This window comes from Phaeobacter sp. A36a-5a (assembly GCF_037911135.1).
Classification (GTDB): Bacteria; Pseudomonadota; Alphaproteobacteria; order Rhodobacterales; family Rhodobacteraceae; genus Phaeobacter; species Phaeobacter bryozoorum.
In genome coordinates, this window is sequence record NZ_JBBLYU010000003.1 from 183,396 (window position 1) to 199,499 (window position 16,104).

A 16,104-nucleotide genomic window follows, 5' to 3' on the forward strand; every position below is an offset into this window, starting at 1 on the left:
GATAGCGGGCCCGCACCCCTCACTAGAATGACAGCAAGGCTGACCAATTGTTTCGCACGCGAAACATTGGGGGAGTCTGGCTGTCCTTTCTGCAAGGTTAACCCACCCCATCTTCTGGCCGGAAATATCCCGGGGGAGCCGCCCTATGGGCGGCGGGGGGGCGGCCCCCCCCCCCCCCCTGCGAAACAGGAAACCCCTTGAGGGTGCCGCCCACCCCCGCTAAGCACTTTCGCAAAGGAGACCGCGCCCATGTCGATCAACAGCTTTGGCCATCTGTTCCGCGTCACCACCTGGGGCGAAAGCCACGGACCCGCTCTGGGTGCGACGGTTGACGGCTGCCCCCCCAATGTCCCGGTCGACGCCGGGATGCTGCAGCAGTGGCTCGACAAACGCCGCCCCGGTCAGAACAAGAACATGACCCAGCGCAACGAACCCGATGCGGTGAAAATCCTCTCCGGTGTGTTCGAGGGCAAATCGACAGGCACACCGATCCAGCTGATGATCGAAAACACCGATCAGCGCTCCAAGGACTATGGCGATATCGCCCAGACCTTCCGCCCGGGCCATGCCGACATCACCTATTTTCAGAAATACGGCAACCGCGACTATCGCGGCGGTGGCCGGTCTTCAGCCCGCGAAACGGCGGCCCGCGTGGCCGCTGGCGGTGTTGCTCGGGAGGCGATCAAATCGCTGGTGCCAGGGCTGGAGATCAAAGGCTACATGACCCGCATGGGCGAGATGGAGATCGACCGCAGCCGGTTCGACTGGGACGCCATCGACCAGAATGACTTCTGGATCCCAGATGCCGCCGCAGTGCAGGACTGGGAAGACTACCTTCAGGGGCTGCGCAAGGAACACGATTCAGTTGGCGCGGTGATTGAGGTTGTCGCCCGTGGCGTACCCGCAGGCATTGGCGCGCCGATCTATGGCAAGCTGGACACCGATCTGGCCGCCGCAATGATGTCGATCAACGCTGTCAAAGCCGTCGAGATCGGCGAAGGCATGAACGCCGCGCGTCTGAAGGGCTCGGAAAACGCCGATGAGATCTTCCTCGGCAATGATGGTCAGCCGATCTATTCGTCGAACCATTCCGGCGGCATTCTGGGCGGTATTTCCACCGGGCAGGATGTTGTCGTCAGGTTTGCGGTGAAACCCACGTCATCAATCCTGACGCCGCGCCAGTCGATCCGCAAGGATGGCAGCGCCGCCGAGGTCATCACCAAGGGCCGCCATGACCCCTGCGTCGGCATCCGTGCGGTGCCGGTGGCGGAGGCGATGATGGCCTGTGTGATCCTCGATCACCTGCTGCTGCATCGCGGTCAGGTGGGGGAAAACCAGGGCCACATCGGTGGCTGATCCTGTCTCCGTCTCGCCGCCAAGATCAGACGCGAGACGGGGGTGACGGCCAAATTAGGTGAAAAGCCCGGCAAAGCGCTCGCGCAGCGCTTTCTTCTGTACCTTGCCCATCGTGTTGCGCGGCAGCTCCTGCATCAGCGCGACATGTTTGGGCTGTTTGAACTTTGCCAGCTGCCCGGACAAAGCCGCCTGAATGGCCGCAGCATCGGTGCCTTCCTCTGTCGGGACCACCACCGCCACCACGGCCTCGCCGAAATCGGGATGCGGCACGCCGATCACCGCACTTTCCAACACCCCCGGCAGATCGTCGATCAGGGTCTCAACCTCCTTTGGGTAGACGTTGAAGCCACCGGAGATCACCAGATCCTTTTCCCGGCCGACGATGGTGACATAGCCGCTGTCGTCAATCTTCGCGAGATCGCCGGTGATGAACCAGCCATCCGGGCGCAGTTCCTCGGCGGTTTTCTCCGGCATCTGCCAGTAACCCTGGAACACATTCGGGCCGCGCACTTCCAGCACGCCGATTTCGCCCTGCGGCAGCTCCTGTCCCTCCAGCATCACCCGCGCCTCCACCCCCGGCAGCGGTTGGCCGACGGTGCCTGCGATGCGTGCGCCATCATAGGGGTTTGAGGTGCTCATATTGGTTTCCGTCATCCCATAGCGTTCCAGAATGCGATGACCTGTGCGCGCCTCCCACTGTTCGTGGGTCTCCACCAGGAGCGGCGCCGAGCCGGAAATGAACAGGCGCATATTGGCCGCCAGATCCGGGGTCAGCTGCGCCTGCGCCAACAGCCGCGTGTAGAAGGTCGGCACCCCCATCAGCGCGGTCGATGTCGGCAGAGCTGCAAGAATGGACTCGGCATCGAACCGGGGCAGAAACACCACCTGGGCCCCCGCCAGAAGCGCCACATTGGTCGCCACGAACAGCCCGTGCGTGTGGAATATCGGCAGCGCATGAATCAGCACATCCTCAGCGGTGAAGCGCCAGTGATCCCGCAGGGTCAGTGAATTGGAATACAGGTTTTCATGGCTGAGCATCGCCCCCTTTGACCGGCCCGTGGTGCCGGATGTGTAGAGGATCGCCGCCAGATCCGATGGGGTCCGCGCCACCGGATCGAACCCGGCCTGCCCCGCTGCCAGCTCCATAAGGCTGCCCTGCCCCTCGCCATCCAGCGTCAGCACGGCTGCCTCGCCCGCGACCGCGCGCAAACTCTCACGCCGCGCCGGATCGCAGACAAAGACGCGCGGCGTTGCATCACCGATGAAATAGGCCACCTCCGCATCGGTATAGGCAGGGTTAAGCGGCAGAAACACCGCCCCGGCCATCACCGCGCCCAGATACAGCTCAATCGCGGCAAGGGATTTCTCCACCTGCGCCGCGACACGATCCCCCGGCTGGACTCCACGTGAAACAAGCGCCGCCGCCATACGCTCAGCCCCGGCGAAGAGATCCCCATAGCGCAGCGGATCGGCACCGGGACGGGTGGCGAATACGGCATCTTCGCGACCAAGAGAGGCGGCGCGCAGATGGTGGATCAGGGGATTTGCATCATACATTCAGGGGCTCCTTGCGGCGGTGCGGTTGGGTTTCATGACCCTGCGCGACCTTGGACAAAGCCGGGTGGTAAAATCAACCCGTTGCACTTTTTGATCCGCAGGCGCAGGGTCTGCGCATGGTGACATCCTTAACATCGCATCAACCGGGCCGTGCCATTGCGCTGAAACTGGCGGCCATTGCCCTGTTCACCGGGCTGTCGGCGATCATCAAGGCAACATCCGATGTGGTGCCCGCGGGTGAGGCGGTGTTCTTCCGATCGTTTTTTGCCATTCCGGTGATCTTGATCTGGCTGACCCTGCGCGGCCAGCTGCCGCGTGGTTTGAAAACATCGCGGCCCGGAGGGCATTTCCTGCGTGGCATCCTGGGAACGACGGCGATGGGGATGACCTTCATGGGGCTGGGGATGCTGCCACTGCCCGAAGTCACCGCGATTGGTTATGCAACGCCGATCTTCACGCTGATTCTGGCCGCACTTCTGCTTGGGGAGCGGATCCGGCTGATCCGGATCAGCGCGGTGATCATCGGTCTGATCGGTGTTCTGGTGATGCTCTGGCCGCGACTGGGGGGCGGAGATCTGGGCGATACCGCGACCCTGGGGGCCATCCTGATCCTGATCGCGACGGTGGCGCGCGGGCTGGTACAGATCCATATCCGCCGTATGGTGATGACGGAACATACGGCCGCCATCGTGTTCTACTTCTCGCTGACCGCCTCGATCCTGTCGCTATGCACGCTGCCCTTTGGCTGGGTCTGGCCTGACCCCGTTACGCTGGCGCTGCTGATCGGCGCCGGGCTGGTTGGCGGGGTGGCGCAGATTCTGGTCACCTCCTCGTATCGGTTTGCCCCGGCGTCGATGCTGGCGCCCTACGATTATTCCTCGATGCTGTTTGCCATTCTGCTGGGCTATATCTGGTTCAATGAGCTGCCGACGCTGGTGATGCTGATCGGTGCCGGGCTGGTGATCGCGGGCAATGTGCTGGTAATCTGGCGCGAGAGCCGTCTGGGCTTGGAACGCGGCAAGGCGCGGTCGGTTACCGATCCCAAGGGTTGAGGCTGGCGGCTAATCCGCCTCCAGACGGGCGCGCAACCCGTTGATGCGGTCCCGCAGGTCCAGCAGATCCTGCAGGTCGCCCCCCAGTTCCTTCAGGATACAGGAGGTGATCTCGCCTGCGTTATCCGCCAGATCCCGCCCCCGCGCTGTAAGCTGCACCAGACGGCTGCGATCATCCTCGGGGTTGGCCACACGTGCCAGCAGCCCCGCAGCCTCCATCCGCTTCAACAGTGGTGTCAGCGTGTTGGTTTCCAGGTCCAGCTGCTGGCCCAACGCGCCGACGGTCTGCCCATCGGTGTGATAAAGCGAGATCAACACCAGATACTGAGGATAGGTCAGCCCCAGCGGCGCCAGCAACGGGCGATAGAGCCGAGTCAGCGCGTGGTTTGCCGAATAAATCGCAAAGCACAGGAGATCCGGCGTATCTGGTATGGGGGATGTTGGCGTATTGGTCATGGGTGCAATTTAAATCGTGCACGATCCTTCTTCAAGGACTTGACCTTTGCGCCGGAGGATCCATTTATATCGCACACGATGTAATTTACTTCGACAGTGACACAGGAAAGGATCCCATCATGAGTGTTTCTCCCGTCTACACAGCCGCAGCAACCGCAACCGGTGGCCGCGATGGCAAAGCCAGCATCCACGACAGCGACCTCAGCTTTGATCTGGATCCGCCCAAGGAAATGGGTGGCGGCGGCAAGGGCAGCAACCCCGAGCAGCTGTTCGCTGCCGGCTATGCGGCCTGCTACATCGGCGCGATGAAATTCGCGACCACTCAGGACGACAGCCTCGCCAAGGTACCGAATGACGTGTCGGTCCACGCCGAGGTCGGCATTGGCCCGCGCGACGAAGGCGGCTTTGGTCTCACCGTTGCACTGAAGGTCGCCCTGCCCGGCCTCTCCCCCGAGGAGGCAAAGGCGGTGACCGAGGCAGGCCACAAGATCTGCCCCTATTCCAACGCGGTGCGCGGCAATGTGACCGTCACCACCGAGCTGGTCTGATCCCGGCACCATGCCCACGGCCCCCAAAGGGGCTGATACGGAAAAAGCGCGGGGTTTTCCCCGCGCTTTTGCATTTTAACAGCGATCTGGCGTTCCGGGCGCAGGGTCAGCTGCGCACCAGCTCCTCATAGGCTTTGGCGATCTCACGTGTCATCTCGCCCACCTCGAAGCTGTGCGGACCGATCTGGCCAACCGGGGTGACTTCGGCGGCGGTGCCGGTCAGCCAGCACTGTTCGAACCCGTCCAGTTCCTCCGGCATGATGTGGCGCTCGTGCACGGTGATACCGCGATCCTTCAGCATACCGATTACGGTCTGTCGGGTGATGCCGTTCAGGAAACAGTCAGGTTTCGGCGTATGCACTTCGCCATCCTTCACGAAGAAAATATTGGCGCCGGTCGCCTCCGCCACATAGCCACGGTAATCCATGAACAACGCATCCGAGCAGCCCTTGGCCTCGGCCTTGTGCTTGGAGATGGTGCAGATCATGTAGAGACCTGCCGCCTTGGCGTGGACCGGGATGGTTTCCGGGCTTGGTCGTTTCCATTCCGCGATATCCAGTTTGGCGCCCTGCATCTTGGCATCGCCATAATAGGCGCCCCAGCCCCAGACCGCGATGGCCATGCGCACCGGGTTCTTCGCCGAAGCGACACCCATGTCTTCGCCCGAGCCGCGCCAGACAACGGCCCGCACATAGGCATCCTGCAATCCGCTGGCTTTCAGGGTTTCCTGCTTCGCGGCTTCGATCTGATCCACGGTATAGGGCATCGGCATATCCAGCGCTTCTGCGCTGGCGACCAGACGCTCCGAATGCTCGCGGCTCTTGAAGATCTTGCCATTATAGGCGCGCTCACCCTCGAAGACGGAGGAGGCATAATGCATCGCGTGGCTGAGGATATGGACCTTTGCATCGCGCCAGTCGACCATTTCCCCGTCCATCCAGATCAAACCGTCCCGATCATCATAACCCGCCATGGCGCACCTCCTAATGCCTCGCCCAATTTCCAGAAGTTGCGCATTATATGACCGGTTCGGACATAATGTTGCGCTAAACCTGCGATTCGATACATCTTCAGACTTGGAATGTCAACAACGCTGACTTAAAATGGCCTCAACACAACAGGGGAGAGACCCATGGCAGAAGGGCGACCGGGGCAGGGATTTGGCGGCGAAAGCCTGCTGTTTCTGACGGATGAGCAGTTGCGGCAGGGCATTGAGGCGATGTTCTTTGCCTATCGCGGATTTACCGCAGACCCGGATCGTATTCTGGCTGAGATGGCCTATGGTCGGGCACATCACCGGGCGATCCATTTTATCAATCGAGCACCGGGCACGACGGTCAATAATCTGCTGAGCATTCTGGGGGTGACCAAACAGTCGCTGAACCGGGTGCTGCGGGCCCTGATCGGTGATGGTCTGGTGGAAAGCCGGGTCGGGGTCACCGACAAGCGCGAGCGGCATCTGTTTCTGACCGACAAGGGGCGTGCGCTGGAGGCCAAGCTTTCGGATGCGCAGCGCGCCCGGATGCGCACCGCCTACAAGGATGCCGGCCCGGAAGCGGTGCAGGGCTTCAAGCGCGTGCTGGAAGCGATGATGGACGCCGACATGCGGCGCGCCTATGCCAAGCTGCGGGAGAGTGGCACATGACCCGGTTCGATTCCCATTTGCTGATTGTCGATGATGATGAGCGCATTCGCGGCCTGCTGAAGAAGTTCCTGATGCGCGCCGGGTTTCTGGTCACCGCCGCCCGCGATGCCGCTCATGCGCGGCGGGTATTGTCGGGGCTGGATTTCGACCTGATCGTCCTGGATGTGATGATGCCGGGCGAGGATGGGGTCTCGCTCACCCGGTCGCTGCGCGAAACCCTGAGCACCCCGATCCTGCTGCTGACCGCCAAGGGCGAAACGGATGACCGGATCGAGGGGCTGGAAGCTGGCGCGGATGACTATCTGTCCAAACCGTTCGAGCCAAAAGAACTGTTGTTGCGGATCAATGCAATCCTGCGGCGGATGCCTGAGCCCACGGCCCAGGATGCCGCGCCCAAAGTGCTGCATCTGGGACCGATCCGCTATGATATTGAGCGCGGCGAGATGTGGCAGGGTGAGGAGTTGATCCGACTGACCGGCACCGAAAACCAGCTGATGAAGATCTTCTCCGCCTGTCCGGGCGAGCCGGTGAGCCGCACCAAACTGGTCGAGGATCTGGGCCGCGACCGTGGTCAGGCGCAGGAACGCGCCGTGGATGTGCAGATCACCCGGCTGCGGCGCAAGATCGAGCCCAACCCGAAGCAGCCGCAATATCTGCAGACGGTGCGCGGCGCAGGATATATGCTGGCACCGGATTAGGCCCAGAGTTCCGGAGCCGCTGCGCGGCGATTTCATGCCTCCGGCGGGGATATTTCCGGCCAGAAGAAAAGGACGCGCCATGGCGACCGCTTTGTTAACCCACGCAGATTGCCTGCTGCATGTGACGCCCGAGGGCCATCCCGAGCGGGTGGCGAGGCTGGAGCATGTGCTGCATGCGCTGGCGGGGCTGGACCTGCACAGGGTCACCGCGCCGATGGCGGCGGAAGACGATATCCTGCGCATTCACCCAAAGAGCTATCTGGAGGAGCTGCGCCGCAGCCTGCCGCAGGAGGGATTTGGTCGCATTGATGGCGATACATTCCTGTCGCCCGGATCGCTGGATGCCGCCTTTCGCGCGGCGGGGGCAGCTGTACGCGCGGTCGATATGGTCCTGACGGGCGAGGTTCAGAACGCCTTTGCCGCGGTGCGCCCGCCCGGCCACCATGCCGAGACAGAGACCGCGATGGGGTTCTGCTTCTTTGGCAATGCCGCACTGGCGGCCAAACATGCGCTGGATCACCATGGGCTGGCGCGTGTGGCGGTGGTGGATTTCGACGTGCATCACGGCAATGGCACGCAGGATTTGTTGTGGGACGAGCCGCGGGCGCTGTTCATCTCAAGCCAGCAGATGCCGCTCTGGCCGGGATCCGGTCGCCCTGAGGAAGACGGCGCACACGGCCAGATCCTGAACCTGCCGCTGCCACCCGGATCAGGGGGCGTGCACATGAGGTCGACCTATGTCGATCAGGTGTTTCCGCGGCTGCGGACCTTCAAGCCGGAGCTGATCGTCATCTCCGCCGGCTTTGACGCGCATCAGGATGATCCGCTGGCCGAACTCAATTGGAGCACCGAGGATTTCCGCTGGCTCAGCCGCGAACTCTGCGCGCTGGCGGCGGAGATCTGCGCGGGGCGTATCGTCTCGACTTTGGAAGGTGGATATGATCTGAACGCGCTGGCCGCTGCGGCCAAAGCCCACGTGGAAGAATTGATAGAGGCAGGCAGATGACCGACACCACCAGTCCAGAAACACCCGTTGACGAGCTGAGTTTTGAGCAGGCGATGCGCGCGCTTGAAACCGTGGTGGATCAGCTGGAGCGCGGCGATGTGGCGCTGGATGCGTCCATTGCGCTTTATGAGCGCGGTGCCGCGCTGAAGAAGCGCTGCGAGGACGAGCTGAAGCGGGCCGAGGAAAAGGTGGCGGCAATCACGCTAGATGCCGCAGGCACGCCGACCGGGACCCAGCCGCTGGATGCCGGCTGAGTCATGAGCGCCGCCGCAGACACGCAGAGCCGGCCCTTTGCCCAGGCGCTGAAAGAAGCCCAGACCCGGATCACCGCCCATATGGAGGCCCGGCTGGGCGGCAACGATCCGCTGCATGCGGCCATGCGCTATGCCATCACCGGCGGCAAGATGCTGCGCGGGTTTCTGGTTCTGGAAAGCGCGCGCCTGCATGGGGTTGCCGAACAGGCCGCGCTTGAAGCGGCGCTGGCGATCGAATGTATTCACGCCTATTCGCTGGTGCATGACGATCTGCCCTGCATGGATGACGATGATCTGCGCCGGGGCCAGCCCACCGTTCACAGGAAATGGGATGAGGCGATGGCGGTTCTGGCGGGGGACAGTTTGCAGACATTTGCGTTTGAGCTGCTTGCCGATCCCAAGATCGGACCCCATGCGCTGACCCTGATCCGCGGGCTGGCGCAATCCTCCGGCAAGGATGGTATGGTCTCCGGTCAGATGCTGGATATCGCCGCTGAAACCGCTGCGAGGCCGCTGGATCTGGATCAGATCACCCAGTTGCAGAACCGCAAGACCGGCTGCTTGATTGCTTGGTCCGCGACCGCTGGCGCGGTCATGGCCGGGGCGGATGACAGCCCGCTGCGACGCTATGCCGATGCGCTTGGCCTTGCTTTTCAGATTGCCGATGACATTTTGGATGTGGAAGGCGACGCTGCCAAGGTCGGCAAGGCCGTGCGCAAGGATGCGGAAGCGGGCAAGGCCACGTTTGTGTCTCTTCTGGGGCTGGACGCGGCGAAGGATCGCGCCAGAACCCTGATGGAACAGGCCTGTGAGGCGCTGACCCCCTATGGTCATGCCGCCGAAACCTTGAAGGAAACCGCGCGCTTCGTTATCTCGCGCGATAGCTGAGCCGCAAGAGACCGCGCCTCGTCAGAGCCAAACGCCCGCCAAACGCTCAAGGAGCTGCCATGTCAGACCGGCCCCAGACCCCTCTTCTGGATCAGATCACCCGCCCGGCGGATCTGAAATCCTTGAGCGATGCACAGCTGACGCAGGTCGCACAGGAACTGCGGCAGGAAACCATTTCCGCCGTTTCCGTCACCGGCGGCCATCTGGGCGCAGGTCTGGGTGTTGTCGAGCTGACCACCGCGCTTCATGCGGTGTTTGACACGCCCCGCGACAAGATCATCTGGGACGTCTCGCACCAGTGCTATCCGCATAAAATCCTGACTGGTCGCCGCGACCGCATTCGCACATTGCGGATGAAGGACGGGCTGAGCGGTTTCACCAAACGTTCGGAATCACCCTTTGATCCCTTTGGCGCGGCCCATAGCTCCACCTCGATCAGCGCCGCGCTTGGTTTTGCCGTGGCACGGGATCTGGGCGGTGTCATTCCCGAAGGCAGCGGCGATGCAATTGCCGTCATCGGCGATGGGTCGATGTCGGCCGGCATGGCGTTTGAGGCGATGAACAACGCAGGCCATCTGGGCAAGCGGCTGATTGTCATTCTGAACGACAATGAAATGTCGATTGCGCCGCCGGTTGGCGCGCTGTCGTCCTATCTGTCGCGCCTATATGCCGAAGAACCCTTTCAGGAACTGAAAGCGGTGGCAAAGGGGGCCGCATCCCTGCTGCCTGAACCGTTCCGCGAGGGCGCCAAGCGCGCCAAGGATATGCTGAAAGGCATGGCGGTGGGCGGCACCTTGTTTGAAAGCCTGGGCTTTTCTTACCTTGGGCCGATTGATGGTCACGATATGGACCAGCTGTTGCCGGTCCTGCGCACCGTGAAGGCGCGCGCCACCGGTCCGATCCTGATCCATGTGCTGACGAAGAAGGGCAAAGGTTATGCCCCGGCGGAACGCGCCCGCGACAAGGGCCACGCCACCGCAAAATTCGACATGGTGACCGGCGAACAGAAGAAAGCGCCCTCCAACGCGCCCTCCTATACCTCGGTCTTTGGCAAGGAGCTGGTGCGGCTGGCGGCTGAGGATGACAAGATCTGCGCCGTCACGGCGGCGATGCCCGATGGCACCGGATTGAGCCTGATGGCCGAACGCTACCCTTCGCGCTGCTTTGACGTCGGCATAGCCGAGCAGCACGGCGTGACCTTTGCCGCCGCGCTGGCCGCCGGCGGGATGAAGCCCTTCTGTGCGATGTATTCCACGTTTTTGCAGCGCGGTTATGATCAGGTGGTGCATGACGTGGCGATCCAGCGCCTGCCCGTACGCTTTGCCATCGACCGCGCCGGTCTGGTCGGTGCGGACGGGGCGACCCATGCGGGCAGTTTCGACATTGCCTATATGGCCAACCTGCCGGGCATGGTGGTGATGGCCGCCGCTGATGAGGCCGAGCTGGCCCATATGACAGCCACCGCTGCCGCCTATGATGACGGCCCGATTGCCTTCCGCTACCCCCGCGGTGAGGGCGAAGGTGTTGATATGCCCGAGGTGCCGGAGGTGCTGGAGATCGGCAAGGGCCGGATGATCCAAGCGGGCAAACGCGTGGCGATCCTGTCCTTTGGCACCCGGCTGGGTGAGGTGAAAAAGGCCGCCGAGGCGCTTGCCGCCAGAGGCATCACCCCGACAATTGCGGATGCACGTTTTGCCAAGCCGCTGGACCGCGACATGATCCTGCAGCTGGCCGCTGATCACGAGGCGCTGATCACCATCGAAGAAGGCGCAGTGGGCGGTTTCGGCTCCCATGTGGCGCAGCTTCTGGCGGAGGAAGGCGTCTTTGACAGCGGATTGAAATTCCGCTCCATGGTGTTGCCCGACACCTTCATCGACCAGGCCAGCCCCGCGGATATGTATGAGGTGGCAGCGATGAACGCCCCGCAGATTGAAGCCAAGGTGCTGGAGGTTCTGGGTGTGGCGACGATTGGAGAGAAGCGGGCCTAAACCCCCGTCGTTTCCTGCGGCGGGACGAAGGTCTCGAGGTCCTCGGCGGCGCGGACCGCGCGCAGGCCCTCTCGATAGGTGGGGTAAAGCAGCTCCACCCCCAGATCATCCTTGATACGCTGGTTTCTGACGCGCTTGTTCTCGCCATAGAAACTGCGCGCCATCGGGGTCATACCGGCCTCATCGAAGGGGACTTCGGCAGGGATCGGCAGGCCCAGCAACTCGGCGGCAAAGCCCAGCACATCCTGTGGCGGGGCCGGATCATCATCACAGAGGTTGTAGATCGCACCGGGATCAGGCTGTGCGATGGAAGCGGCGATAACCTGTGCGATATCGTCCACATGGATGCGCGAGAACACCTGACCGGGTTTCACGATACGGCGTGCCTTTCCGGCCATCAGCTTGGCAAAGGGGCCGCGTCCGGGGCCGTAGATCCCAGCGAGGCGAAAGATATGAAGCGGCAGATCGGGGATGGCCTGCCAGCCTGTCTCAGCTGCGGCACGCCAGCGGCCACGCTGGCTGGAAGGGGTGACGGCTGTGTCCTCATCCACCCAGGCGCCATCATGATCACCGTAGACAGCCGTGGTGGAGAGGTAGCCGACCCACTCCAAAGTGTCGCCACGGGCGGCGGCTGCCAGCGCATCCGCCAGTTCCGCCAGAACCGGGTCTCCTGCCTCGGTCGGTCCCACCGACGACAGGATATGCGTCACCCCATCCAGCGAGAGGGGGGCACCGGGCCAGGTGATCAGTTCAACGCCTGCAAGAGGCTCCGCATCCTCGGCGGATCGGGTGGTGCCTATGACCCGCCAACCGGCCCGAAGCAGCTGCGGGACCAATGCGCGGGCGGAATAGCCAAGGCCAAGACAGAGAAGCGTTTTTGTCATGTGCCATAGATGCGCGCGAGCCTGTGCGGGTGCAAGACTTGATTCAAGCGTCAAAACCGCATTTCCTGTGGCCATGGCGCAAAAACAGATCACGCTGGCCGCCGCCTACGGGCTGGAGACGCCGCAGCACTCCCGGCAGCTCTATGCCGATTGGGCCGAGAGCTACGACAGCAGCTTTGCCGCAGGATCGGATTACATCCTGCCGGATCAGGTGGCCCGCCTGTTCGCTGCCGCCGACGGGCGCGGCCCTGTTCTGGATGTCGGCGCAGGAACCGGGCTCTGCGGCGTCGCGCTGGAGCGGCAGGGCATTGCTCCGATAGATGCGACCGATATCAGCCCTGAAATGCTGGCACAGGCACTGCGCAAGGATGTCTACCGCGATATCATCGAAGCGGATCTGACCACCGGCGTCCCGGTGCCACGCGACACATATGCCGGTGTCGTCTCCTCTGGAACCTTCACCCACGGCCATGTCGGACCAGAGGTTCTGCCGGGTATCCTGCGCCTTGCCCGACCGAGGTCGGTGTTTGCGCTTGCCATCAATGCCCGTTTTTCCGCCCGCTGCGGCTTTGCTGCGGCTCTCAAACGTCTTGAGAAGGGCGGCTGGATCCGTGGGCTGACCCTGCCGGAGGTGGCCATCTACGGTCCCAAAGCCACCGGCGCCCACAGCACGGACAAGGCGCTGATTGCGGTGTTTACCAAGGTCTAGGAGCAGCCTGCATTGTGCAGCGCATCTCTCTCAAAGCGCAGCGCTGAGGCTATGCAGGATCCGATGCGACACAGCTATGCTGACGTTCGCTGTGGGCCGGGGCCCACACTTAATAGCGCCCACCGGGTCTAGGCTGCGCTGAGGTTGATCGCAGGACAACAGCGGGGTCATCTGCCGCATCGGCGCCTTATCTGCCCTTCCACACCGGATCGCATTTCTCAGCAAAGGCGCGCGCGCCCTCCATCTGGTCCTCGCTGTCATAGAGAATATCAACGCTGCGCAGCTGGCGTTTGGTGATCCGGTTCATCGCATCCTGAAACTTCGCATCCTCGGCGTCGCGGACAATCTCCTTGATCGCGGCATAGACCAATGGCGGGCCGGAGGCGAGCAGCCGCGCCAGCTCCCAGGCCCGATCCATCAGCTGATCTGAAGTCAGGATTTCGTTCACCAGCCCCCAGCGGTGCGCCTCCTCGGCGTCAAACCAGCGTCCGGTCAGCAGGAGTTCCATGGCAATGTGATAGGGAATGCGCTTGGGCAGTTTGATTGATGCGGCATCGGCCACCGTGCCCGACCGGATCTCTGGCAGGGCAAATGTCGCGTGATCTGCGGCCAGAATCATATCCGCCGACAGCGCCAATTCCAGACCACCGCCACAGGCGATGCCATTCACCGCCGCAATCACCGGCTTGTTCATATCGCGCAGCTCCTGCAGGCCCCCAAAGCCGCCGACACCATAGTCGCCATCCACCGCATCTCCGCCGGCGGCGGCCTTCAGATCCCAGCCGGGGCAGAAGAATTTCTCGCCTCCCCCGGTCACAATTGCCACGCGCAGGTCGGGGTCATCGCGAAAATCCCGAAACACCTCGCCCATGGCCACGCTGGTTTTCAGATCAATGGCGTTGGCCTTTGGACGGTCAAGCGTGACCTCCAGAATGGCGCCATCGCGGCGGGTCCGAATGGGGATTTCAGTCATCGGTGGTTTCCCTCTCTCGCAGCAGTGCATCCGCTGCTATGGCATCGCTGGTCGTACAGATCAGCGGATTGATTTCAAGTTCTTCCAGCCTGTCCAGATGGGCAAGCACATAGCCTTCAACCGCGCGGATCGCGCGCAGAATTGCGGCACGATCCGCCGCAGGGCCGCCGCGATACCCGCCAAGCAGCGGGGCAATGCGCAGCTGATCCAGCGCCTCTTCCAGCATGTCCTCATGCACCGGCAGCAACAGCGACAGGCTGTCCTGCAACACTTCGCTCAGCACCCCCCCAGCACCCAGCGTCAGCACGAACCCATGGGCGGGATCCCTGATGACCCCCACCAGCAGCTCGGCCACGGTCCCGGTGATCATCTCCTCCAGCAGCAATTGTTCCGCGCCAATCTCCTGCGCCGCCTCCATGACCGCCTCAGGCGAGTGGAGGTTCAACCGCACTGCCCCGGCCTCGCTCTTATGCGCGAAACCTTCGCCCTTCAGCACCAGCGGAAACCCCACCCCAGACACGATGTCATGCAGGCTCTCTGCCAGCGCATCACGGCTTAGCCTGTGGCTTCGGGGAACCCGCAGACCGGCCGCCGCAAGACGCTGTTTCGCGAGGCCTTCGGGGATCAGACTGGCGTCGCCATCCCCTGAGTCCGGACCTGGAAGGGCCAGGGGCAAATCAGATGGCACCGCGATACGACTGGCCGCCGCCGCCGCGCCCATGGCCTCTCGCAGGCCGCAGAGCGGCACGACGCCCGCCGCCAGAAGCCGCTGCGCGGTCTCTTCGGGCATCAGTTCCGGCAAACTGGCGACCATGGCCATTGGCGCACCGGTTTGCGCCCGCGTTGCTATTGCGGCCTCAACCGTGCAGGCCCAGTCTTCGGCCGAACACCGGTCTGCTCGTGGGAAATCCACGATGAGCATCACCATATCCAGATCAGGATGCACCATGGCGCTGAACGCCCGGGTCATCGCAGGCACGTCCCGCCAGATATAGGTATGGTAGTCCAGAGGATTGGCCAGCGCGACCATCGGGCCCAGGGCTGCGCGCAGCGCCTGATGCTGGCCGTCGGACAACGGCGGAAAGACCACAGACTGCGCCTGCCCGAGATCGGCAGCAAGGCTCGCTTCACCCCCGGAGCAGCTGATCGTCGCAACCCGGCATCCGGCGCGGGGGCCAAGCACATGCAGAACCTTCAGCGTTTCCAGAAATACCGGCAAATCATCCACCCGTGCCACACCACAGCGCCGCAACAGCGCATCGGCACCGGCCTCCTGACCGGCAAGCGACGCCGTATGGGACAGCGTCGCCGCCTGCGCCTGATCCGAGCGTCCGACCTTCAGCGCCACGATCGGTTTTCCACAGGCGGCCGCCTGATGCGCCAGCAATTCAAAGGCACGCAGGTCGCGGACACCTTCGATATGCAGGCCAATGGCGGTTACGCGCGGATCCTCCAGCAGGCCGCGCGCAATCTGTGCGATATCGCTTTGCGCCTGATTGCCAACGGTAACCACATAAGCAATCGGCAGCCCACGCGCCTGCATGGTCAGATTGATCGCGATATTGGAGCTCTGGGTGAGGATTGCCACGCCGCGCTCCACCGCCACGCCACCGTGCTGATCCGGCCATAGCAATACCTGATCCAGATAGTTGATGAACCCATAGCAGTTAGGGCCGAGGATGGGCATCTCTCCCGCCGCTTGCAAAAGATGGTTCTGCAGGTCGGCCCCATCACCGGCCTCCCTCTGGGCCTCGCGAAAACCGGAGGCAAAACAGACCGCCCCCCCAGCCCCCCGGCGAGAGAGCGCCGCCACCGCTTCGACGGTGGCGTGTCTGTTGACGCCGATAAAGCTGGCATCGGGCGCGGCGGGCAGATCATCCACCGATGCAAACGCCGTCAAGCCGCAGACCTCCGCAGCCTTCGGATGCACCGGCCAGATCTGACCGGAAAACCCGATCTTCTGCAATTGTTCGATCACCTGACGGCACCAGGCACCGCCACCGATCACCGCGATGGAAGAGGGCCGAAACAAAGTGCTGAAGTCACGTATCATTGCCACGGCTCCCGCCTGAACAGAGGCCCCGATGCCT

Annotated in this window: 16 protein-coding genes; 10 read left to right on the top strand and 6 right to left on the bottom strand. The window is 62.8% G+C overall.

Going from position 1 to position 16,104, the window contains the following annotated elements:
• The first annotated feature begins 249 nt into the window (after positions 1 to 249).
• Positions 250 to 1,356 (top strand): chorismate synthase, encoded by a 1,107-nt coding sequence (gene aroC / locus WLQ66_RS14305; protein ID WP_340547009.1) that lies wholly within the window; start codon positions 250 to 252, stop codon positions 1,354 to 1,356.
• Between the two features lie 54 nt (positions 1,357 to 1,410).
• Here the strand turns inward: aroC and WLQ66_RS14310 are convergent, their stop codons facing one another.
• On the bottom strand, positions 1,411 to 2,913 hold the full coding sequence (locus tag WLQ66_RS14310) for a malonate--CoA ligase (RefSeq protein ID WP_340547010.1): 1,503 nt from the start codon (positions 2,911 to 2,913) through the stop codon (positions 1,411 to 1,413).
• Positions 2,914 to 3,029: 116 nt separating this feature from the next.
• Between WLQ66_RS14310 and WLQ66_RS14315 the strand changes: the two genes are divergently transcribed.
• Positions 3,030 to 3,965, top strand: a complete 936-nt coding sequence (locus WLQ66_RS14315) for a DMT family transporter (protein WP_340547011.1) — start codon at positions 3,030 to 3,032, stop codon at positions 3,963 to 3,965.
• Positions 3,966 to 3,974: 9 nt separating this feature from the next.
• Here WLQ66_RS14315 and WLQ66_RS14320 read toward each other — a convergent pair whose 3' ends face one another.
• Complete coding sequence (locus tag WLQ66_RS14320; protein ID WP_340547012.1) at positions 3,975 to 4,421, bottom strand: MarR family winged helix-turn-helix transcriptional regulator; 447 nt, start codon at positions 4,419 to 4,421, stop codon at positions 3,975 to 3,977.
• Positions 4,422 to 4,540: 119 nt separating this feature from the next.
• On the opposite strand from WLQ66_RS14320, the gene WLQ66_RS14325 reads away from it, so the two are divergent.
• Complete coding sequence (locus WLQ66_RS14325; RefSeq protein WP_340547013.1) at positions 4,541 to 4,969, top strand: organic hydroperoxide resistance protein; 429 nt, start codon at positions 4,541 to 4,543, stop codon at positions 4,967 to 4,969.
• 106 nt (positions 4,970 to 5,075) lie between these two features.
• Here the strand turns inward: WLQ66_RS14325 and WLQ66_RS14330 are convergent, their stop codons facing one another.
• Positions 5,076 to 5,942, bottom strand: coding sequence for a branched-chain amino acid aminotransferase (locus WLQ66_RS14330; RefSeq protein WP_260102748.1), 867 nt, complete (start codon positions 5,940 to 5,942; stop codon positions 5,076 to 5,078).
• A gap of 159 nt (positions 5,943 to 6,101) precedes the next feature.
• Between WLQ66_RS14330 and WLQ66_RS14335 the strand changes: the two genes are divergently transcribed.
• The 6 genes from WLQ66_RS14335 to dxs all read left to right on the top strand — a co-directional run bounded on the left by WLQ66_RS14335 (position 6,102) and on the right by dxs (position 11,448).
• Positions 6,102 to 6,614, top strand: a complete 513-nt coding sequence (locus WLQ66_RS14335) for a MarR family winged helix-turn-helix transcriptional regulator (protein ID WP_260102749.1) — start codon at positions 6,102 to 6,104, stop codon at positions 6,612 to 6,614.
• The gene (locus tag WLQ66_RS14340) at positions 6,611 to 7,312 is read left to right on the top strand and encodes a response regulator (RefSeq protein WP_260102750.1); all 702 of its coding nucleotides are present in this window, start codon (positions 6,611 to 6,613) and stop codon (positions 7,310 to 7,312) included. Before WLQ66_RS14335 ends, WLQ66_RS14340 begins: the two co-directional genes overlap by 4 nt.
• 79 nt (positions 7,313 to 7,391) lie before the next feature.
• Complete coding sequence (locus tag WLQ66_RS14345) at positions 7,392 to 8,318, top strand: histone deacetylase family protein (protein WP_340547014.1); 927 nt, start codon at positions 7,392 to 7,394, stop codon at positions 8,316 to 8,318.
• Entirely contained in the window at positions 8,315 to 8,572 is a 258-nt protein-coding gene (locus tag WLQ66_RS14350) for an exodeoxyribonuclease VII small subunit (protein ID WP_061050169.1), read from the top strand. The genes WLQ66_RS14345 and WLQ66_RS14350 overlap by 4 nt, the downstream gene beginning before the upstream one ends.
• A 3-nt stretch (positions 8,573 to 8,575) precedes the next feature.
• On the top strand, positions 8,576 to 9,460 hold the full coding sequence (locus tag WLQ66_RS14355) for a polyprenyl synthetase family protein (RefSeq protein WP_340547015.1): 885 nt from the start codon (positions 8,576 to 8,578) through the stop codon (positions 9,458 to 9,460).
• Positions 9,461 to 9,519: 59 nt separating this feature from the next.
• Positions 9,520 to 11,448 carry a 1-deoxy-D-xylulose-5-phosphate synthase gene (gene dxs / locus WLQ66_RS14360; protein WP_340547016.1) on the top strand — a complete coding sequence of 643 codons (1,929 nt, stop codon included), beginning with the start codon at positions 9,520 to 9,522 and terminating at the stop codon, positions 11,446 to 11,448.
• Here dxs and WLQ66_RS14365 read toward each other — a convergent pair.
• On the bottom strand, positions 11,445 to 12,332 hold the full coding sequence (locus WLQ66_RS14365; RefSeq protein WP_340547017.1) for an SDR family oxidoreductase: 888 nt from the start codon (positions 12,330 to 12,332) through the stop codon (positions 11,445 to 11,447). The genes dxs and WLQ66_RS14365 overlap by 4 nt on opposite strands.
• Positions 12,333 to 12,405: 73 nt before the next feature.
• On the opposite strand from WLQ66_RS14365, the gene WLQ66_RS14370 reads away from it, so the two are divergent.
• Positions 12,406 to 13,041 (top strand): class I SAM-dependent DNA methyltransferase, encoded by a 636-nt coding sequence (locus WLQ66_RS14370; RefSeq protein ID WP_340547018.1) that lies wholly within the window; start codon positions 12,406 to 12,408, stop codon positions 13,039 to 13,041.
• A gap of 187 nt (positions 13,042 to 13,228) precedes the next feature.
• On the opposite strand, the gene WLQ66_RS14375 is transcribed toward WLQ66_RS14370, so the two are convergent.
• Together WLQ66_RS14375 and WLQ66_RS14380 are read right to left on the bottom strand one after the other, a co-directional pair.
• Positions 13,229 to 14,014 carry a carnitinyl-CoA dehydratase gene (locus tag WLQ66_RS14375; protein WP_340547019.1) on the bottom strand — a complete coding sequence of 262 codons (786 nt, stop codon included), beginning with the start codon at positions 14,012 to 14,014 and terminating at the stop codon, positions 13,229 to 13,231.
• A complete protein-coding gene (locus WLQ66_RS14380; RefSeq protein ID WP_340547020.1) occupies positions 14,007 to 16,067 on the bottom strand; it encodes an acetate--CoA ligase family protein in 2,061 nt (686 codons plus the stop codon). Before WLQ66_RS14380 ends, WLQ66_RS14375 begins: the two co-directional genes overlap by 8 nt.
• Positions 16,068 to 16,104 lie beyond the last annotated feature (37 nt).

Excerpts from the sequence above, each read along its gene's own strand:
- WLQ66_RS14345 (WP_340547014.1), top strand. The coding sequence starts at position 7,392 with ATGGCGACCGCTTTGTTAACCCACGCAGATTGCCTGCTGCATGTGACG.
- WLQ66_RS14335 (WP_260102749.1), top strand. The coding sequence starts at position 6,102 with ATGGCAGAAGGGCGACCGGGGCAGGGATTTGGCGGCGAAAGCCTGCTG.
- WLQ66_RS14340 (WP_260102750.1), top strand. The coding sequence starts at position 6,611 with ATGACCCGGTTCGATTCCCATTTGCTGATTGTCGATGATGATGAGCGC.
- WLQ66_RS14370 (WP_340547018.1), top strand. The coding sequence starts at position 12,406 with ATGGCGCAAAAACAGATCACGCTGGCCGCCGCCTACGGGCTGGAGACG.
- dxs (WP_340547016.1), top strand. The coding sequence starts at position 9,520 with ATGTCAGACCGGCCCCAGACCCCTCTTCTGGATCAGATCACCCGCCCG.
- WLQ66_RS14350 (WP_061050169.1), top strand. The coding sequence starts at position 8,315 with ATGACCGACACCACCAGTCCAGAAACACCCGTTGACGAGCTGAGTTTT.
- WLQ66_RS14380 (WP_340547020.1), bottom strand. The coding sequence starts at position 16,067 with ATGATACGTGACTTCAGCACTTTGTTTCGGCCCTCTTCCATCGCGGTG.
- WLQ66_RS14315 (WP_340547011.1), top strand. The coding sequence starts at position 3,030 with ATGGTGACATCCTTAACATCGCATCAACCGGGCCGTGCCATTGCGCTG.
- WLQ66_RS14310 (WP_340547010.1), bottom strand. The coding sequence starts at position 2,913 with ATGTATGATGCAAATCCCCTGATCCACCATCTGCGCGCCGCCTCTCTT.
- WLQ66_RS14320 (WP_340547012.1), bottom strand. The coding sequence starts at position 4,421 with ATGACCAATACGCCAACATCCCCCATACCAGATACGCCGGATCTCCTG.
- WLQ66_RS14365 (WP_340547017.1), bottom strand. The coding sequence starts at position 12,332 with ATGACAAAAACGCTTCTCTGTCTTGGCCTTGGCTATTCCGCCCGCGCA.
- WLQ66_RS14325 (WP_340547013.1), top strand. The coding sequence starts at position 4,541 with ATGAGTGTTTCTCCCGTCTACACAGCCGCAGCAACCGCAACCGGTGGC.
- WLQ66_RS14375 (WP_340547019.1), bottom strand. The coding sequence starts at position 14,014 with ATGACTGAAATCCCCATTCGGACCCGCCGCGATGGCGCCATTCTGGAG.
- WLQ66_RS14355 (WP_340547015.1), top strand. The coding sequence starts at position 8,576 with ATGAGCGCCGCCGCAGACACGCAGAGCCGGCCCTTTGCCCAGGCGCTG.
- aroC (WP_340547009.1), top strand. The coding sequence starts at position 250 with ATGTCGATCAACAGCTTTGGCCATCTGTTCCGCGTCACCACCTGGGGC.
- WLQ66_RS14330 (WP_260102748.1), bottom strand. The coding sequence starts at position 5,942 with ATGGCGGGTTATGATGATCGGGACGGTTTGATCTGGATGGACGGGGAA.